Source organism: Ihubacter sp. rT4E-8 (genome assembly GCF_049852125.1).
Lineage (GTDB): Bacteria > Bacillota > Clostridia > Peptostreptococcales > Anaerovoracaceae > Senimuribacter.
The window spans coordinates 2,789,951-2,806,474 of record NZ_CP187532.1 but is presented as its reverse complement, the minus strand read 5'-3'; the positions used below and the strand labels follow the sequence as shown (position 1 = coordinate 2,806,474).

The 16,524-nt window shown below is 41.5% G+C and carries 20 protein-coding genes; 18 read left to right on the top strand and 2 right to left on the bottom strand.

Features of this window, described 5'->3' with window-relative positions; translation table 11 throughout:
• Positions 1 to 137 precede the first annotated feature (137 nt).
• The 12 genes from ACPW7J_RS13865 to ACPW7J_RS13810 all read left to right on the top strand — a co-directional run bounded on the left by ACPW7J_RS13865 (position 138) and on the right by ACPW7J_RS13810 (position 10,605).
• Positions 138 to 317 carry a hypothetical protein gene (locus ACPW7J_RS13865; protein WP_425755545.1) on the top strand — a complete coding sequence of 60 codons (180 nt, stop codon included), beginning with the start codon at positions 138 to 140 and terminating at the stop codon, positions 315 to 317.
• Positions 304 to 720 (top strand): SHOCT domain-containing protein, encoded by a 417-nt coding sequence (locus ACPW7J_RS13860; protein ID WP_425755543.1) that lies wholly within the window; start codon positions 304 to 306, stop codon positions 718 to 720. Before ACPW7J_RS13865 ends, ACPW7J_RS13860 begins: the two co-directional genes overlap by 14 nt.
• Before the next feature lie 18 nt (positions 721 to 738).
• Positions 739 to 978 carry a hypothetical protein gene (locus ACPW7J_RS13855; RefSeq protein WP_425755541.1) on the top strand — a complete coding sequence of 80 codons (240 nt, stop codon included), beginning with the start codon at positions 739 to 741 and terminating at the stop codon, positions 976 to 978.
• Positions 979 to 992: 14 nt separating this feature from the next.
• On the top strand, positions 993 to 1,331 hold the full coding sequence (locus ACPW7J_RS13850; RefSeq protein WP_161875512.1) for an SHOCT domain-containing protein: 339 nt from the start codon (positions 993 to 995) through the stop codon (positions 1,329 to 1,331).
• Between the two features lie 151 nt (positions 1,332 to 1,482).
• Positions 1,483 to 2,076, top strand: a complete 594-nt coding sequence (locus ACPW7J_RS13845) for an SHOCT domain-containing protein (protein WP_425755539.1) — start codon at positions 1,483 to 1,485, stop codon at positions 2,074 to 2,076.
• A gap of 50 nt (positions 2,077 to 2,126) precedes the next feature.
• Positions 2,127 to 4,817 carry a hypothetical protein gene (locus ACPW7J_RS13840; protein ID WP_425755537.1) on the top strand — a complete coding sequence of 897 codons (2,691 nt, stop codon included), beginning with the start codon at positions 2,127 to 2,129 and terminating at the stop codon, positions 4,815 to 4,817.
• A 284-nt stretch (positions 4,818 to 5,101) separates the two neighbouring features.
• Positions 5,102 to 5,296 carry a hypothetical protein gene (locus ACPW7J_RS13835; protein WP_425755535.1) on the top strand — a complete coding sequence of 65 codons (195 nt, stop codon included), beginning with the start codon at positions 5,102 to 5,104 and terminating at the stop codon, positions 5,294 to 5,296.
• 21 nt (positions 5,297 to 5,317) lie between these two features.
• Complete coding sequence (locus ACPW7J_RS13830) at positions 5,318 to 5,689, top strand: SHOCT domain-containing protein (protein ID WP_425755533.1); 372 nt, start codon at positions 5,318 to 5,320, stop codon at positions 5,687 to 5,689.
• A gap of 142 nt (positions 5,690 to 5,831) precedes the next feature.
• The gene (locus ACPW7J_RS13825; RefSeq protein ID WP_425755531.1) at positions 5,832 to 6,431 is read left to right on the top strand and encodes an SHOCT domain-containing protein; all 600 of its coding nucleotides are present in this window, start codon (positions 5,832 to 5,834) and stop codon (positions 6,429 to 6,431) included.
• Positions 6,432 to 6,587: 156 nt separating this feature from the next.
• A complete protein-coding gene (locus ACPW7J_RS13820; RefSeq protein ID WP_425755529.1) occupies positions 6,588 to 7,193 on the top strand; it encodes an SHOCT domain-containing protein in 606 nt (201 codons plus the stop codon).
• Positions 7,194 to 7,350: 157 nt separating this feature from the next.
• A complete protein-coding gene (locus ACPW7J_RS13815; protein WP_425755527.1) occupies positions 7,351 to 7,959 on the top strand; it encodes an SHOCT domain-containing protein in 609 nt (202 codons plus the stop codon).
• Between the two features lie 57 nt (positions 7,960 to 8,016).
• Entirely contained in the window at positions 8,017 to 10,605 is a 2,589-nt protein-coding gene (locus tag ACPW7J_RS13810; protein ID WP_425755525.1) for a hypothetical protein, read from the top strand.
• 181 nt (positions 10,606 to 10,786) lie between these two features.
• Here ACPW7J_RS13810 and ACPW7J_RS13805 read toward each other — a convergent pair whose 3' ends face one another.
• The gene (locus tag ACPW7J_RS13805; RefSeq protein ID WP_425755523.1) at positions 10,787 to 12,484 is read right to left on the bottom strand and encodes an AlwI family type II restriction endonuclease; all 1,698 of its coding nucleotides are present in this window, start codon (positions 12,482 to 12,484) and stop codon (positions 10,787 to 10,789) included.
• 13 nt (positions 12,485 to 12,497) lie between these two features.
• Positions 12,498 to 13,346, bottom strand: coding sequence for a DNA adenine methylase (locus ACPW7J_RS13800; RefSeq protein WP_425755521.1), 849 nt, complete (start codon positions 13,344 to 13,346; stop codon positions 12,498 to 12,500).
• Positions 13,347 to 13,510: 164 nt separating this feature from the next.
• Here ACPW7J_RS13800 and ACPW7J_RS13795 point away from each other — a divergent pair, with 164 nt between their 5' ends.
• The 6 genes from ACPW7J_RS13795 to ACPW7J_RS13770 all read left to right on the top strand — a co-directional run bounded on the left by ACPW7J_RS13795 (position 13,511) and on the right by ACPW7J_RS13770 (position 16,520).
• Positions 13,511 to 13,678: an SHOCT domain-containing protein gene (locus ACPW7J_RS13795; RefSeq protein WP_425755519.1), complete on the top strand. Its 168-nt coding sequence runs from the start codon at positions 13,511 to 13,513 to the stop codon at positions 13,676 to 13,678.
• A 59-nt stretch (positions 13,679 to 13,737) separates the two neighbouring features.
• The gene (locus tag ACPW7J_RS13790; RefSeq protein WP_425755518.1) at positions 13,738 to 13,863 is read left to right on the top strand and encodes a hypothetical protein; all 126 of its coding nucleotides are present in this window, start codon (positions 13,738 to 13,740) and stop codon (positions 13,861 to 13,863) included.
• The gene (locus tag ACPW7J_RS13785) at positions 13,860 to 14,537 is read left to right on the top strand and encodes a LysM peptidoglycan-binding domain-containing protein (protein ID WP_425755516.1); all 678 of its coding nucleotides are present in this window, start codon (positions 13,860 to 13,862) and stop codon (positions 14,535 to 14,537) included. The genes ACPW7J_RS13790 and ACPW7J_RS13785 overlap by 4 nt, the downstream gene beginning before the upstream one ends.
• Positions 14,538 to 14,549: 12 nt before the next feature.
• Positions 14,550 to 15,596 (top strand): XkdQ/YqbQ family protein, encoded by a 1,047-nt coding sequence (locus ACPW7J_RS13780; protein WP_425755514.1) that lies wholly within the window; start codon positions 14,550 to 14,552, stop codon positions 15,594 to 15,596.
• Between the two features lie 128 nt (positions 15,597 to 15,724).
• Positions 15,725 to 16,072, top strand: a complete 348-nt coding sequence (locus ACPW7J_RS13775; RefSeq protein ID WP_425755512.1) for a hypothetical protein — start codon at positions 15,725 to 15,727, stop codon at positions 16,070 to 16,072.
• Entirely contained in the window at positions 16,062 to 16,520 is a 459-nt protein-coding gene (locus ACPW7J_RS13770) for a DUF2634 domain-containing protein (protein WP_425755510.1), read from the top strand. The genes ACPW7J_RS13775 and ACPW7J_RS13770 overlap by 11 nt, the downstream gene beginning before the upstream one ends.
• The last annotated feature ends 4 nt before the right edge of the window (positions 16,521 to 16,524 follow it).

Genomic DNA, 16,524 nt, shown 5'->3' with positions numbered 1-16,524 from the left:
GCCGTCTTTTTGCGTTAGAAAGAAGTTTTAGAAATGTTTTAACCTATTTATATGCAAAAGATCTAGAAAAGTATGATATAATAGGCATAGCGAAAGACTGATATTGGTACAGACGTGGGAAAGGAGCGGTGAGTGAGATGAGAAAAATGCGGACGGCAGAGGAGATGTACGAGTACTACTGTAAAAGTAAGCCAGAAGGAAAAAATACTTTGAAAATGCTTTTCACTAAAGCAAATGAATCGGCTCGATTTGAAAAAATAGAAGCTTTATTAGAACCGGAAGAATACTGCGTAATGATAATTGATGGATATATATAAGCAGATACAGGAGAGAGAAGTATGGTCGTATGCGTTGACAAACAAAAGGATTATTGCGTCACGGAGATATCAGCAAGGAGTGGAAGTGATCGAGTACAATAGCATAAAAGATATTGTAGTTTTAGAAGATGGGGATATTGTTTTTTGTACGGACAATTGGCATTATAGCTTGTCAAGAGTATTTACCTGTTCCGAAGAAGAAGTGTTGGTTGTTAAAAAGGAATTGGAAGAAATTCGACCGTTAATAAAGGCGGAATATGAAAAAGCACAGAAAGAGAAACGCTTTGTAAGCCCTGCTGACGAGATACGGAAATTTAAACAGCTCTGGGACGATGGGATTATTACTGAGGAAGAATTTATTGATAGAAAAAACGAACTGTTAAAATTCAAATATATGGATTGAAATTGAGGAGAAGAAATTATGGCTGAGATCAGAAAAATGCGAACAGCTGAAGAACTGTACGAGTACTACTGCGAAGTCAGAAAAGATATTAAACCAGGAACATCTGATTTAGACAGAAAGAGATTATTCATGGATCCTTTGGAACCATATAAAAGGGTGGAAAATCTTTTAGAGACGGATGAATATTTCTTAACGACATTCCGTGCATATATATATATGATACCGGCTATAATTCTGAAAAATGGATATATATATTAACAAACAATAGGATTATGAGTATTTGCATTGACACTTATGGGGCGGAAAGCATTAGATGGGAAAATATAGAAAGTGTATACATTACTGGAACAGATGTTATTATTGAAGCGGATGTATATCGTATGAGTATGTCTCGTGTATTTGTCAGAGCAATGGAAGACTCTGAATTTATCGAAAAAGAATTAGAAAAGGTTATACCTTTTATTAGGGAAGTGCGAGAGAAGCAGCTGCAAAAAAGAAACGCTTCTGTAAGCCCTGCCGACGAGATACGCAAGTTTAAGCAGCTCTGGGACGATGGAATTATTACAGCGGAGGAATTCCAACAGAAGAAAAAGAAATTATTGGATTTGTAAAAACGCCTGTGGGCGTTTTTCTTTTGGAAAAAATAAAGGAGGAAAAGGGAAATGGATGAAAATTTAACGAATTGATGTGCAAGCTATCCTCGAAAGTGTGCTATAATGTACACAATAGAAAGAAGTGATAATACGAGGAAGGAAGTATATAATGGCAGAGCTTAGAAAAATGCGAACCGCAGAGGAGATGAACGAGTACTACCGTGAAATTAAAAAGGATACGACAACAGGATTACTTAGTTTCAGCGACAGATTATTTATAGATGCCTTGAATGAGTATAAAATTGCAGAAGAATTCTTGGAAAAGGACGAATACTGCTTGACCACATTTCGCGTATATGTATATATATATAAACATATACAGGAAACAGAAGAATGGATATATATATTAACAAATAAAAGGATTATTACAATAAACTTTGAACAAGAGGGTTCGGAAAGTATTGGATGGAATCAAATAGAAAGATTTATAATAAAAAATAGACGCTTTATTATTGAAACCGATACTTATAATCGAAGCTTATCCTGTGTATTTGTAAAAACAGATCGAGAATCTGAAATCATCGAAAAAGAATTAGAAAAGGTCATGCCCTTCATTTGGAAAGAGCGAGAAAAAATGCTACAAGAAAGAAAGCGTTTTCTAAGCCCTGCCGACGAGATACGCAAGTTTAAGCAGCTCTGGGACGATGGAATTATCACTGAGGAAGAGTTTCAACAGAAGAAAAAGAAATTATTGGATTTGTAAAAACGCCTGCGGGCGTTTTTCTTTTGGGAAAATAAAGGAGAAAAAGGGAAATGAGTAAAAAAATAATTATTGAAGTGAACGAAGCATCTGTAAAAAGTTATGGCAAAGCGATCAGCCAGGTAGAGAGCGATACCCAAAAATTTGCCGATACGCTGGATCGAACGGAGAGAGCATTGGAAACGCTGGATCGTTTTGCAACTCGGTTTTCACAGAAGTCCTGTAGGGTTAGCCTTTATGTGGACATGGACGAAGCGATGCAGGCGCTGAATCTGTTTGAACGAAGGCTGCAAAATCTGACGGCGAAGGCATATCGTATACAGCCACAGGTTCGCTATGCGCAGGGCGGAGGGCGACAAACAAAGACCTATACCGGAAGCAGGGCAGTGTGGGAAAGAACCCAGGCGGTTCCGGAAGCAAAGAATGGAAACATGTTAGAAGAACTGTTTTTTGGCGGGGCGACCATAGGAGCTTTGTATGGGAACTATAGAAGCATATTTAAGGATGCAAGAGAAGATATTTTGAAAAGAGCCGAAAATTTAAAATTACCTAAAAACATCTCTACCGGCATTTCTGCCATCGGCATGCTGGATGGCGGCCTAGATATCGCAGAGGGAATATTTACAGCAAATAATACTTATGACAGAATTTCAAAAATTTTTGAAGGTGCCACTATCATGGCAGGCTCCCTTGGCGGTATGAAGGCTGGTGCGGCGCTTGGATCTTTGTTTGGACCCATTGGCGCAGCAGCGGGCGCAGGACTTGGCTATATGGCAGGAAAGTATTTGAGCGATCCTATTTCAGAGTTCATGAGCGGTGGAAAGCTGGGCGCTATGAAAAATGCGGCAATTTCTCCAGAAGCGGCGGCGCGACTGGAGAAATTCAGGCAGAAACAGGCAGAACTTGCAAAGTTAAAGCTGGATGAAAAGTTTGGGGATATTGCGCTTTCAGCAGAGCAGCTTTCCCAAGTAGTAGCAGGACTGTTTGATCCGTCACAGACGGCACGAATTTATAATGTCAATGCTGCGGTATCTGATTTGGGTAATACTTATCAAAGCCTGCAGCAAGGCGATTATGTGATGGATAAAGGTCTGTGGATGGCGTCGACAGAACATCTGAATGAGGGCGAGCGGACTGCTTTGAGAGGACAGATTGCAGATTATGGCACAGAGCAGCTTTCGTACCTGAGAGAGAAGCAGCATGCGGATATTGAAGCAATAAACGCAATTATGGGAGATTCAGATACAGGAGATGTACTGATCGGCGCACTGCGTAAAAAATATGAGGAAAGGATTCAGGATACAGAAAGGTTGTTAGAAAAACTGGAACGTGATATTGATAAAGCTTTGCAGGACGGAATCATCAGTAAGACGGAACAAAGTGGAATCAACAAAATCATGACAGATATAGAGAATCAAAGAATTCTTGGAAAAGATAGATCTGATAAATTTCAGGCAGCTTTAGATGGTATACCGTCTGGCAGTATAAAAAATATGGACTGGGAATCCTTTCAGAATGTGATAGCTTTAGGACTTGGCAGCGCTGATGAAAATGCAGCAACGCTGGATAACGCGTATGCCAGTATTGCAGACTCACTGGATGCTGATGGAAGAAAGCAAGCTCTGTGGGGTAAAAACGGAAGTGGAGATGAAGGTCTGTATGCGCAAAAGAAAGATCTTTATATGAATGTTGCGGATACTATGAATGATGAGTTTGCCAGCCGTTTTAAAGATGAACTGGGGTACTTTGCAGCTCCGATAAGTGAGTTATCTGCTAAGGTAAGAGAAAATCATTATAGTGGTGAAAGCTTCGAAGCATTTAGGGATCAGGGAAATATATTAGGTGCGCATGAAGAAACAAGAAATGCCATCGGCGAATATGTTGATAGTATGGCGAATACTACAAAGAAAATATTAGAACTGGCAAAGGAGTACGAATCCGCAGGTGCAATTGTTCCTAAAGATATTTATGATTATTTAAGACAGATGGACTTTTATGCATATGTTGCTGATGATAAAGCGATGAATTGGCTAGCTGATAATTCGAATAAAAAGTTCAACACTGAAGATTATGAATATCTGGCAAGTTCAGAGCAGCAGCCTGTAACCGGTTCACAGGAAACAGGCGGTATTTCAACAGTTTCAACACAGCTGATGATCGATGGAGAAAAGGTAATTCAGGGGCAGTTCAATATTACAGCAGAGGACTTTGGCATTCCAAAGTTTATTACAGCACCGGTAGCGGTATATGTTACAGGTCATAAGATTTTTGGAACAGCGCCGCCAACTATCTCTTTGAATCCGGAATATCGCGGCGGCATTATCGCTCCGGCTTTTGCTGACGGCGGTTATGTTCACGGCGGTGCGCAGCTGATTACCGTGGCGGAAGAAGGAACGCCGGAGGCCATTATTCCTCTGGGCAGACACAGAAGAAAGAGAGCGATGGAGCTGTTCAACCAGGTGGGCAGCTATCTGCAGGCGCCGGGCTTTTCACCAAAGGGCTTCGCGGCAGGCGGTATCGTAGGCGGCAGTATCGGAGGTCTTAGCGGAGGCGGCAGCAGCATGCCGATTGCAGTAGAAGTCGGCGGTGTAGAAATCAAAATTGAGGCGAAGGATGGACAGTCCCTGGTCGAAACCATTCGAGAGAACAAGGAAGCTATCAGCGAAGAAATCGCAGGCGTATTTAACGCAGCATTCAGGGGACAGTTTGCCAATACGCCAGCAACAGGAGGCGCAGGATTATAAGTGTGATAGTAGTACAAATTAAAATGGAGGAAATCAGCAGTGAGGAATACGCAAAAAACTCATCAAGATAAGCGGACTGGCGCAGTGGCTTCACTTCGCTTATCAGAATCACAATAAAGAGCCGGATATTCTGGATGTGGAAGAAGGCTTTGTGCCTGTCAAAGTCAGTAGTTTTAGAAATGTTTTAATTTATTTACATACAAAAGATCTAGAAAAGTATGCTATAATAAGTATAGTGAAAAACCTGATGCTAATGCAGGTGTGGGAAAGGAACGGTGGACGAGATGAGAAAAATGCGGACGGCAGAGGAGATGTACGAGTATTATTGTGAGATTAGGAAAGCTGGAGGCCAAGGTGATAAAAGTTTAGGTCTTCCTAAGCTGTTTCAAGGTTCCCTTGACAAATATAAAAGAGCAGAAGCTTTTTTAGAACCAGATGAATATTGCCTGACTGATTTTCATATATATATATATATATAAAGATATACGAGAATATGAAGAATGGATATATATATATTGACAAATAAAAGGATTATTGCAGTGAATTTTGATGCTGAGGGAGTAGATAGCATTGAGTGGGATCGAGTAAGTAGAATTGCAATGAAAGATGGTTGTTTTATAATTGAAACGGATGTTTATCGTCGAAGTTTATCCGAAGCATTTGTGTTAGGTGATCAGGAAGCTGAAATCATCGAAAAAGAACTGGAAAAGGTCATGCCGTTTATCTGGAAGGAACGAGAAAAGCAGCTGCAGAAAAGAAACTCTTTTGTAAGCCCTGCTGACGAGATACGCAAATTCAAACAGCTTTGGGACGATGGGATTATTACTAATGAAGAATTTGAACAAAAGAAAAAGAAATTATTAGATTTATAAAAACGCCTGTGGGCGTTTTTCTTTTGGGGGATAAAATGAAATATTTTCAACCAGTGTGCAAATGCAGCTAAAATATATGTTATAATAGGTACAGTAGAAATTTGGAGATGGACGCAAGTGAAAGAAAGGAAAGATAGCAGAGATGAGAAAAATGCGGACGGCAGAGGAGATGCTGGCATATTATTGTGAAAATAGAGGACCTAAGGAAAAAAGAGGACTTTTTGAGCCAGTGTACGCACTTCATGATGATTTAGAGAATTATAAGGAGATTGAGGCATGGTTAGAATTAGATGAGTATGCTCTTGTGCTATTTTGGGGATATATATATATATATATTGCAGCGCCGCATGAAACACAATGGATATATATATTAACAAATAAACGATTAATTGCGAAATGTATGAATAAACATGGATGCCAAGTTATTGATAATAGGAAATTAAAAAATATAATGGTAGTACCGAAAAGAAATGAGATTTTTTTTGATACAGATAATTGGTATCGTGGGCTATCTGATGTAATCATTGATCCTAAAGACAGAGAATTTATTAAACATGAGCTTGAGGAAGTCTTGCCGTACATTAGACAGATACAAGAGAGGGAAGCACAGAAAAAGAAGTTTTCGGGAAGTCCTGCCGAGGAAATTCGAAGATTTAAGGAACTTTGTGACGACGGGATTATCACAGAGAAAGAATTTGAAGACAGAAAACAAGAATTGCTGAGGTTTAAATATATAGACTGATGAAATGTGAGAAAAACGCCTGCGGGCGTTTTTTCTTTTGGGGGATAAAATGAAATATTTTCAACCAGTGTGCAAATACAGCTAAAATATATGCTATAATAGGTACAGTAGAAATTTGAAGATGGACGCAAGTGAAAGAAAGGAACGGTAGCAGAGATGAGAAAAATGCGTACAGCAGAGGAAATGCTGGCATATTATCGTGAGAATGTGGAGTATGAGCGAAGGACAAGTTTGTTTGGTTATGAAGAACGGGAGCCAAAAGATGAATTGATTTATTATAGATATCCATCAGCAGTTTTGGATGATGATGAATATGTAATGACTTTTTTTTGGGGATATATATATAGACAAGTATATATGAGTGAACATAAAAAAATAAATTGGATATATATGTTTACCAATAAACGATTAATTGCTAAATGCACTGAAGCAGGTTGGCAGATATTGAGGTATAAGGAAATAAATAATATACTGGTGAATACTAAATGTCATGAAGTGTACTTTGACACTGATGGCTGGTATCGGGGATTAGCGGATGTAAATATATATCATGAAGATATAGATTTTATTAAGCGTGAGATTGCAGAGGTAATGCCATATATCAGAGAAATACAGGAAAAAGAGGCACAGAAAAAGAAGTTTTCGGGAAGTCCTGCCGAGGAAATTCGAAGATTTAAGGAACTTTGTGACGACGGGATTATCACAGAGAAAGAATTTGAAGACAGAAAACAAGAATTGCTGAGGTTTAAATATATAGACTGATGAAATGTGAGAAAAGCGCCTGCGGGCGTTTTTTATTTTGGGGGGATAAAATGAAATATTTTCAACCAGTGTGCAAATACAGCTAAAATATATGCTATAATAGGTACAGTAGAAATTTGGAGATGGACGCAAGTGAAAGAAAGGAAAGATAGCAGAGATGAGAAAAATGCGGACGGCAGAGGAGATGCTGGCATATTATCGTGAGCATAAAGATCCAAAGAAGAAAAAAGGTTTTTTTGATACAAGTTGGCCAGATTATGATGATAGACGGCGTGATTTTGAATTTGCAGAGTTTCTTTTAGAACCAGATGAATATGTATTTTCGTTCTTTTGGGGATATATATATATATATAAAAAGGAATTCTATGATAATGAAACAAGATGGATATATATTTTTACGAATAAACGATTGATTTCGATATGTGCTGATAATAAAGGAATTAAAGCTATTGACTATACTGATCTAAAAAATGTAATCTTTATCCCGAATAAAAATGAAATCTTTTTTGATATAGATGGCTGGTATCGAGAGTTTTCCGGCATAATTGCAGATGTCGACAACCTGGAATTCATGCAGCATGAGATTGCAGAGGTAATGCCATATATCAGAGAAATACAGGAAAAAGAGGCACAGAAAAAGAAGTTTTCGGGAAGTCCTGCCGAGGAAATCCGAAGATTTAAAGAACTCTGTGACGATGGGATTATCACGGAGGAAGAATTCGAGGATAGAAAGAGGGAACTACTAAAGTTTAAATATGTAGATTAATCAAGAAGGAAAACGCCTGCAGGCGTTTTTTTCTATGGGAAAAAGGAAGGAGAGAATATGAGGAAAGAAACAGGAATTACGAAACAGGATGTAACGATTTTACAAGCCTATAGCAGCGAGTTTGGCAAACTGCCTGCGAAGATGAAAAGGTTTCAAAAGGCAATGGAAACTACAGAGCGATTGCTGAATGAATTTGCACAAACGAAGTATACCGCATCTATTTTTCTGGACGATCAGGTAACGCCGGTTCTGGCATCTGTATCAGGAGAATTAAGAGATTTTTCGAAGAATACCTATAAGGTAGCTGTTTCTGTCGACATGAGGCAGGTATATACAGATATCTATACGGCAGAGAGAAAAATCAGGCGTATACAGCTGCAGCCAAGCTATGGTGGAGGGTATGTGGTGCCGTATGCCGGGAGGAGTTCTTGGGGAGGTACTATTCCGGTACAAACTGCTGACAATAAAGGCTTTTTTGATGGCGCTATGTCGGCAGGCAGTGCGATTGTGATGGTAAATGGACTAGGAGAGGTGCATAATAGTTTTAATAAGTTAAAAAAATTGAAAATAAACAATCTAGAAGAATACGCTAAATTTAAAGCCGGTATCCCTAAATCTGTTGCCAACGCCATTACAGCTTTCGGCGTTCTGGACGGCGGCGCGGACATTGCTGAGGGTGTGTTTTCTTCGGACAATGCATATGACACAACCTATAAGGTTGCTGAGGGGACTACGATTGTAGCAGGTTCGCTCGGCGGAATGAAGGCAGGCGCGGCGCTGGGAGGGACTGCTTTTGGCCCGCTGGGTATGATTGTTGGCGCGGCAGGCGGTTATCTCCTTGGAAAAATTCTCAGCGAACCGGTAGCAGATTCTTTTACAGACGGAATAAACGGTGCAGAAAAATATGCCGATGTATCTTCTCGCGCGGCGGAAAAGGTGGCGAAGCTAAAGGCAGAACAGAAAGAGCTGGCCGGTATACAGATGGACAAGAAATTTGGCAAAATCGCCATGTCAGCTAATGAGGTGTCACAGGTTGTGGGAGAACTCTTTGATGCAGGTCAAACCATGCGGATTAATAATGCAGCCGTGGCAATCAGCGATATACAGGGGACATTTGCGGAGCTTCAGCAGGTAGATCATGGACTGCAGAAGAATCTCTGGCTTAGCAGTACAACGTTAGGCGCAAAAAATGCCGCCGAGAATATGGCGGGTTTAATGTATGCTGCAGAAAGCTTTGGGGCAAGCAGTGAAGGCTATCTGCTGGACAGCCAGTATGCGTCTAGGGAGGCTGTAAAGACGCTGATGGGAGAATCGGAAGCAGCGGAAGGAATCATAGGGGAAACTGACGCCTATTATCAGGAGAAGCTGGAGAAATTGAATGCTTACAACGGAAAACTCGATGAGGCAGTATCCGCGGCTGCTGCTGATGGTACAATTGACGGCCGGGAGCAAAAGAAGATAGATAAAATCAGACAGGACATATTGCAGCTGCTTTATGGCAAATCAGAATCCGCAGAGAAGAATCAGCAGGATACTGACTTTCAGGCAGCGTTGGAAAAGGTGAAAATGGGCTCTGGCAAAGGATATTCTAAGGAATCCTTTGCAGCGATTTTACAAAAGGGAACAGAAGCCGCGAATGAAAGAGTTGATTTTTTGGAGGATATCTACAGTTACGCGGCAGTCGGAAGAAGTGATCAGCAGAAACAGGATCTTCTGTGGGGAAGCGATGGAAAGGGTCAGATAGACGGTCTCTACAAGCAGGAAATAGACACCTACGGCGTATTAGCAGACGCGGCTATGGAGGAATTTCAGAACAAATTCTCGGAAAAGCTTGGATTTTTGGATCAATTAGGCGATGAATTGGAAAGGGGTAAATTTAGTAAGAAAACACGGAGCAGTATAATGAATTTACAGAGAAACGAAGATGGGCAGGCCCTTGTAAGTGAATTCTTTGACAACATGGAGCCGTTGTATAACAAAATGCAAGAAATCGCGCAGGTGTTTTCAGAAAAGGGAGCGGCGCTGCCTGAAGCAGTACAGAGCTTTATGGATAAGATGGAGCTGCTTTCCAACATTAGTCAGAAGAAAGTAGGGGATTGGTATTTGAAGCATTATGATCCAGGCTATACACAGAGTAATAAGAAGCAGAATCAACCCCTGAAGACCCCCGGGTTACCGGAGAAGCTACGATATAACCCCAATGGCGCGAAGTATCGCGGCGGCATTATCGCTCCGGCTTTTGCTGACGGCGGTTATGTTCACGGCGGCGCGCAGCTGATTACCGTGGCGGAAGAAGGAACGCCGGAGGCCATTATTCCTCTGGGCAGACACAGAAGAAAGAGAGCGATGGAGCTGTTCAACCAGGTGGGCAGCTATCTGCAGGCGCCGGGCTTTTCACCAAAGGGCTTCGCGGCAGGCGGTATCGTAGGCGGCAGTATTGGAGGTCTTAGCGGAGGTGGCGGTACGCCGCTTATGATAGAGGTCGGCGGCGTAGAAATCAAAATTGAGGCGAAGGACGGACAGTCCCTGGTCGAAACTATTAGAGAAAACAAGGAAGCTATCAGCGAAGAAATCGCAGGTGTATTTAACGCGGCATTCAGGGGACAGTTTGCCAATACGCCGGCAACAGGAGGCGCAGGATTATAAGAATTATCGCAAGGGAAGTAAACTACAGTAAAAAAAGATTGACTTTGATTGGCTGCCGCTGGAGATCAAAGTATGAGTTCATAAAAATGAGCTGATGCAGATTATACCGTATACCAGGAAAATCCTGTTGATAACAAATAAAGGCTGAATACCAAGCGCCGGATAGTGCGAGATATTCGGCCTATTTATTTGTGAAGCTTAACCATTTATCGACGCAAGCTTGAATACCGCAGCGCCAGTCGTTTTCATCAGTTGCATTTTCACACAGTTTAATAGTATGGTCCAGAAAGCGTCGTATATCACTTGGTACAGGCCGCGTTTCATAGGTATATGAATTCTCTATTAATTGCATAAACTGATCTAGCTCTAATGGTATGATTTTTGATTTACCGCCATAAAGCGCAATAGAAAGATGATTCAATCCGTAAAAATGAGCCAATGTTGCAGGATTAATAGTAGGTGCAATAAATAGACAGTAGGTATCTTTTCCTGTTCTTTTCTTTAATTGTCCATAATGGCGTGCAACAGGTTCTCCTTCTGACTCGTATTGGCGTTGTCCGGCTTGCAAAGTGACTTCTACAGATAGAGAAAAATCGTCATAATGGCATTCAATGTCGGGCATATTTCCTGCTGCGGTAGAAAGCGGTTGTCCTGCATCATCAAAATTAAAATTACCTTTAATGCTGCCGCCATTGAGCATGGTCATTGCTCTCCATGTGTTGTACTCAAACATCAAAGGTGCATCATAGTATCCAGCAGAAATAATTTCGTTAAAGGTATCGATGATTTCTGAATACAACGCGTAAGATTTGATTTCTGCAATCTGTTTATGAATAACGGTATCCTTATGTTTTTGAATAATTTCATCGCGCAGGTCTTTTAATTCTTCGAGTGTTTTGTTAGATAATTCTCGCTTTGTAAAAGATCCAATGCGCATAAGTACATCAACGACATTATCCCGATTATCTGTATAGAGAGCAGGTGTATTTGCGGAAAATAAGTGCGCTTTATAAGCGGCTTCATCATCTATAAAAACTGGATCGCGAGATACAGTTGAAAGAACAAAGTCTACTTCTACAATCTTGTCTGCAAATATAGATATAGAACGGCTTCTATGGGAAATAGAGATCAATCCAGTATATCTCATATAACGGAAACAAGCATCGGCATAATCACGCATATTCCGTTTCTGGGTTGTAATAAACCTTTTTAAGCTTGTATCATTTGTTTCCCGTGTTTTTGTTTTGCCGGCGGCGATCCTATCGCTATGGATTTTTAAGATTGCATCTTCCCATACTTTATTTACAAATCGTTTATACTGGCCCTTATTTTTTGCTTTTTCTTCTCTAAAGCGTAAAATAGCATTCCTGACTATCTCAAACTTATGATAGTCTGTCATTTGGACGGCAAATATTTTAAATTCATCAAAAGTAATATATTCCAATTCACGAACCAAACGAAGAATTTCGAGGTAAGGACGAATATAAAAGACACCTGTGATCTTTTTATTTTCAGTATGATACGGTGAGGGCAGCTGAAATTTTAATAATTGGCGTAGAAAGATTTCTTGTGGACGGTTGCCGTAAATGAATGCGTTTCCAGCCTCTGTTAGATGAATATATGGTTTTAGGTCAACAAACCCCAATGCTTTTGGTGCACGATTAATTCTGTCTCTCGCACTAAAGGCTTTATCTGTGGGAGAACCCTTTCCTTCAAAAAAATCACTTTGTGCCAATTCATCAATAAATTGTTCTTGCGTTGTATTATTCCATGGTTGTCCAGAATAGGCTTCATGCAATAGTTTGATTTCGGGGATCATTTTAGCCGGAGTTCTCGGCGAAGTAGTAAAAAACAATAGCTTATTATCAATTCTTGCCACTATAGCGCCCTCCTTAGTAATTCTTAACAACAATGTGCATTTTATCATTGTTGAAACGGTTTCTTATATTGACAGAATAATTTTTATAGTATTCATCAAATATATATTGGCCATAAAGGTCTTCTGTCAATGGTGTTTTTCCAATAATCATTAAAGCACGACATGGCAAGTTCCTAAAATCTGCGGCTAACCGCCTGTGTTCAGCTTCATCAAAGCCATTCATCATATCAATGTTGCCATAATCGTTAAAAACACAATCATACGGCGGATCAAGAAAAATGAAATCATCTTCTTTTGCCATATCAAAAATCTCTCGATAGTCAAGATTAAACAGTTCTGCCTTTTGTAATAAATTGCTGTGCTGTTGTGTTAACAGTTTGGTATTAAGATTTGGATAACGTCCAAAAGGAACATTGTATTCCCCATTATTGTTATAGCGAATCATTCCAGAATAAGCGGTTTTATTAATGAAAAAATATAAAACACCATCTAAGAAGCTATCATCAGGATGATTAAAAAGCCTTCGCATATGATAGTACAGATCCTCATTTGCGTTCGGCACTCGTTCATCAGGGTTTAGCGCTTTCAATCTTTTGAATTCAATCTGATTGGTCTCATAGATTTTTTGGAGTTCATCAAGCTGTACTCGCATAGTTGGATAGTCGTCTCTTAACTGCTGATAAAAGTTCATTAAACGACTGTTTGCGTCATTGATGATTGCATGATCAGGTTCTAAATAAAAGAAGACAGCTCCGCCTCCAAAAAAAGGCTCAATATAGCGGTTAAAAGCATCTGGTATATATTGAAGAAAGCGGGAGATTTCCCTCGATTTTCCTCCACGATATTTCAGAACCGGGTTCATTCACCCACCTCACTCTCTATAAATAGTAGACAAAGTAATTCGATTTCATTTTAACATACAGATACAGCCTCGACAACTTGATTTTCTGAGTTCCTTTTAAAATATTTCTTTTAGGGTATGCAATAAATGAAGCTGTTCTCTAAGTGCATAGGATCTAACAGAATATGATTAGAAATATTTTCAGACAGTGTGCAAACGGGGCTAAAACATATGCTACAATAGGTACAGTGGGAAGTCGGAGATTTAAAGAACTCTGTGACGATGGGATTATCACGGAGGAAGAATTCGAGGATAGAAAGAGGGAACTGCTGAAGTTTAAATATATAGACTGATGAAATATGAAAAAAGCGCCTGCGGGCGTTTTTTCTTTGGGGAAAAGAAAGGAGAGAACATGAGGAAAGAAACAGAAGCCGCAAATGAGAGAACTGATTTTTTGAAGGATATCTACGGCATATTTAACGCGGCATTCAGGGGACAGTTTGCCAATACGCCGGCAACAGGAGGTGCAGGATTATGAGAATTATTGCAAGGGAAGTAAACAATAGTAAAAAAATGATTGATTTTGACTGGTTGCCGTTGGAAATCAAGGACAGCGGCGGAGACATCACCTTTGCCAGCTACAGCCTTTTGGACAGAGGTGATGTGGTCAGGCCCGCCGGCAGGGGACCGCGGCGAATTTCCTGGGAAGGCCGGTTTCCAGGAGAAAGCAGAAAGTCATTGCCTATGCTGGCAGGACCGTGGAAAGATCCGCTGGAATGTGACAAGCTGCTAAAACGATGGCAGAGCCGAGGGAAACTGATTGAGCTGCTCATCGAAGGCACCGGAATCACCGGGTTCAAATGTTATGTGAATCAGTATTCCTCCGCTTATGCAGGAGGTCTGGGGGATTTGGAATACTCCATTGAATGGATCGCTTATGAACCGATTACCGTTTCTGTGAAAGCGAAGCGGAAAAAGAGTAAGAACGGCAAGAAGCGCGCGTCAAAAAGCTTTGCCCGTTATACAGTGAAAAGCGGAGATTGTCTTTGGACTATCGCGCAGAGTAAGCTGGGAAAAGGGAAACGCTGGAAAGAGATATATAAGCTTAACAAAAAGGCAATTGAAGACGCAGCGAAAAAGCATAAATACAGCTCGTCGGACAACGGTAACCGGATTTGGCCGGGGCTTGTGCTGAAGCTGCCGAAGAAATAGGGGGTGTGATAGATGGAATATGTAAGACCGGCTTATGAGGTGGTAATCAGATCACCGAACGGAAAAGAATTTACGGTGAAGAAGCTCGATGGGAAGACGGGGAATACGGAAGGCTTGGTGACGAGCCTATCTTTGACAGAATCGAGAAATCAGCTGGCACGGAGGGCAACCATCAGGATGTATAACCGCTATATTGACAAACATGGCTATCCCAGCAAGCTGTTTCCTGTCAGAAGCCAAATTTTTATCTATGCAAAAGGCGGCGGCAAGACAAAAAGGGAGGAGGTGTTCCGCGGATATGTGTGGGACACCGATTATAGCCTGGGAAATGGCGTACAGCTGACGCTGACCTGCTATGACAACATGATTTACTTTATGAATTCTCAGATTTTGACTTATTTCAGCAAGGGGAAACGGACTGAGGAGATCGTCAAAACGCTGCTGGAACGGCGCGGCGTCAAGCTGACCTATGACTACAGCAGCATAACGCATCCTAAGCTGCCACTGTCCGGCACGTTAGCGGATGTATTAACCAGCGATCTGTTGGACGAGGTACAGAAGAAAAAGGGTACGAAGTACAGCATAAAAAGTCATAAGGGCAGAATTTATATCGATAAACAAGGCGCGAATAGGATCGTGTACCAGATAACGCGCGGTGACGGCGGCATTATGATCAGCTACAACAAATCTGTCACTATGGATGGTATGGTGACGCGCGTCGTTATCGCAGGCAAGAGTGATGAAGATGGAAAACGGAAAATTGAAGCGAAGAAGGAACGGAACAGGAAGACGTACGGCACGCTATCCAGAGTTATTTATAAGGATGGGGATACCAAGCTGTCTGAGGCTAAAGAGGAGGCTAAGTATATTCTTGACGAGAACGCTTTACCACAGAAGGAGTACGACATTACTGCGCTGGATATTCCGTGGATTCGCAAGGGAGACCGGGTTCGCGTGGAGCTGAATAGGGAGACATTACATCAGTACGTGGTCAATGAGATTTCTCACAACTGTGATCAGGGGACGATGACATTAAATGTACGATTTTTGAAAAAATAAAGCAACGCTGTGCAAACGGTCCCCGAAATTGTGCTAGAATTTGTATAGTGAAAAGAAGAAATGAGAAAAGCAGAAGCGCCCGGAGAGGCGTCTTTTTATTGGAATCAAAGAGGGAAAGGAGACAGAGTATGGCGAGCAATATTGAAAAGCTGGGGGAAACACTGCAGGGGCGGATGCGCAGCGTCAGGCAGACAGGTAAAGGCGTACAGCTGGAGCTTGCGCAAATCGGGGCGGGAGGAAAGCTTGTGCCGGACGTGTCGCCGGGCCCCATTCCGATAGGCGAATACTCCATATGCAGAATAGTATCAGGCAAGGTAATGAAAGAAGGAAAGGTTGCGGCTGACGATATGCATATGGAAGACATTCGCTATGAAGGATTAAAGGAAGGTGATCGGGTTTTACTGGCATGGTGCGGAAACGAGCCTGTGGTAATTGATCTGATCGCAGAGGAAGGAGGAGATGAGAATGCAGGATGAATATCTGTTTCCGGAGGATCTGGAGGATTTTGAACCCGATGAGGAAGCGGCGGAAACTGAAGAAAGCGCAGGCTATCTTGGGGCGGCGGCTTTTGATAAGGATTTCATCAGGAACGGACAGAATCAAGTGCAGAGCGCCAGTCCGGTAGACGCCTGGAGGCAGTGGTGCATCAATTGTCTATCTATGGAGCGGTATGCCAGTCCACTGTATTCCACAGATTTCGGCATTGCCATAACAGAGATTCTGCGGGCGGCAACCAGAGAGGAAGCGGAGGCAATATTCCGGGCGGAAGCAAAGGAGGCTCTGGAGGCGGATTCTTATGGCAGGACTGATTATGTGGGAGAGATGACTTTCGACTGGGATAGGGACAGTGTAGTCGTGACCGTAGAGGTGGTCGGCATAGACGGCGCGACGATAGATTTTGAAGTGAATTTGGAAGGCAGGTGAGAAG

Coding starts and splice junctions, on each gene's coding strand:
- ACPW7J_RS13865 (WP_425755545.1), top strand. CDS start 138: ATGAGAAAAATGCGGACGGCAGAGGAGATGTACGAGTACTACTGTAAA.
- ACPW7J_RS13860 (WP_425755543.1), top strand. CDS start 304: ATGGATATATATAAGCAGATACAGGAGAGAGAAGTATGGTCGTATGCG.
- ACPW7J_RS13855 (WP_425755541.1), top strand. CDS start 739: ATGGCTGAGATCAGAAAAATGCGAACAGCTGAAGAACTGTACGAGTAC.
- ACPW7J_RS13850 (WP_161875512.1), top strand. CDS start 993: ATGAGTATTTGCATTGACACTTATGGGGCGGAAAGCATTAGATGGGAA.
- ACPW7J_RS13845 (WP_425755539.1), top strand. CDS start 1,483: ATGGCAGAGCTTAGAAAAATGCGAACCGCAGAGGAGATGAACGAGTAC.
- ACPW7J_RS13840 (WP_425755537.1), top strand. CDS start 2,127: ATGAGTAAAAAAATAATTATTGAAGTGAACGAAGCATCTGTAAAAAGT.
- ACPW7J_RS13835 (WP_425755535.1), top strand. CDS start 5,102: ATGAGAAAAATGCGGACGGCAGAGGAGATGTACGAGTATTATTGTGAG.
- ACPW7J_RS13830 (WP_425755533.1), top strand. CDS start 5,318: ATGGATATATATATATTGACAAATAAAAGGATTATTGCAGTGAATTTT.
- ACPW7J_RS13825 (WP_425755531.1), top strand. CDS start 5,832: ATGAGAAAAATGCGGACGGCAGAGGAGATGCTGGCATATTATTGTGAA.
- ACPW7J_RS13820 (WP_425755529.1), top strand. CDS start 6,588: ATGAGAAAAATGCGTACAGCAGAGGAAATGCTGGCATATTATCGTGAG.
- ACPW7J_RS13815 (WP_425755527.1), top strand. CDS start 7,351: ATGAGAAAAATGCGGACGGCAGAGGAGATGCTGGCATATTATCGTGAG.
- ACPW7J_RS13810 (WP_425755525.1), top strand. CDS start 8,017: ATGAGGAAAGAAACAGGAATTACGAAACAGGATGTAACGATTTTACAA.
- ACPW7J_RS13800 (WP_425755521.1), bottom strand. CDS start 13,346: ATGAACCCGGTTCTGAAATATCGTGGAGGAAAATCGAGGGAAATCTCC.
- ACPW7J_RS13795 (WP_425755519.1), top strand. CDS start 13,511: ATGATTAGAAATATTTTCAGACAGTGTGCAAACGGGGCTAAAACATAT.
- ACPW7J_RS13790 (WP_425755518.1), top strand. CDS start 13,738: ATGAGGAAAGAAACAGAAGCCGCAAATGAGAGAACTGATTTTTTGAAG.
- ACPW7J_RS13785 (WP_425755516.1), top strand. CDS start 13,860: ATGAGAATTATTGCAAGGGAAGTAAACAATAGTAAAAAAATGATTGAT.
- ACPW7J_RS13780 (WP_425755514.1), top strand. CDS start 14,550: ATGGAATATGTAAGACCGGCTTATGAGGTGGTAATCAGATCACCGAAC.
- ACPW7J_RS13775 (WP_425755512.1), top strand. CDS start 15,725: ATGGCGAGCAATATTGAAAAGCTGGGGGAAACACTGCAGGGGCGGATG.
- ACPW7J_RS13770 (WP_425755510.1), top strand. CDS start 16,062: ATGCAGGATGAATATCTGTTTCCGGAGGATCTGGAGGATTTTGAACCC.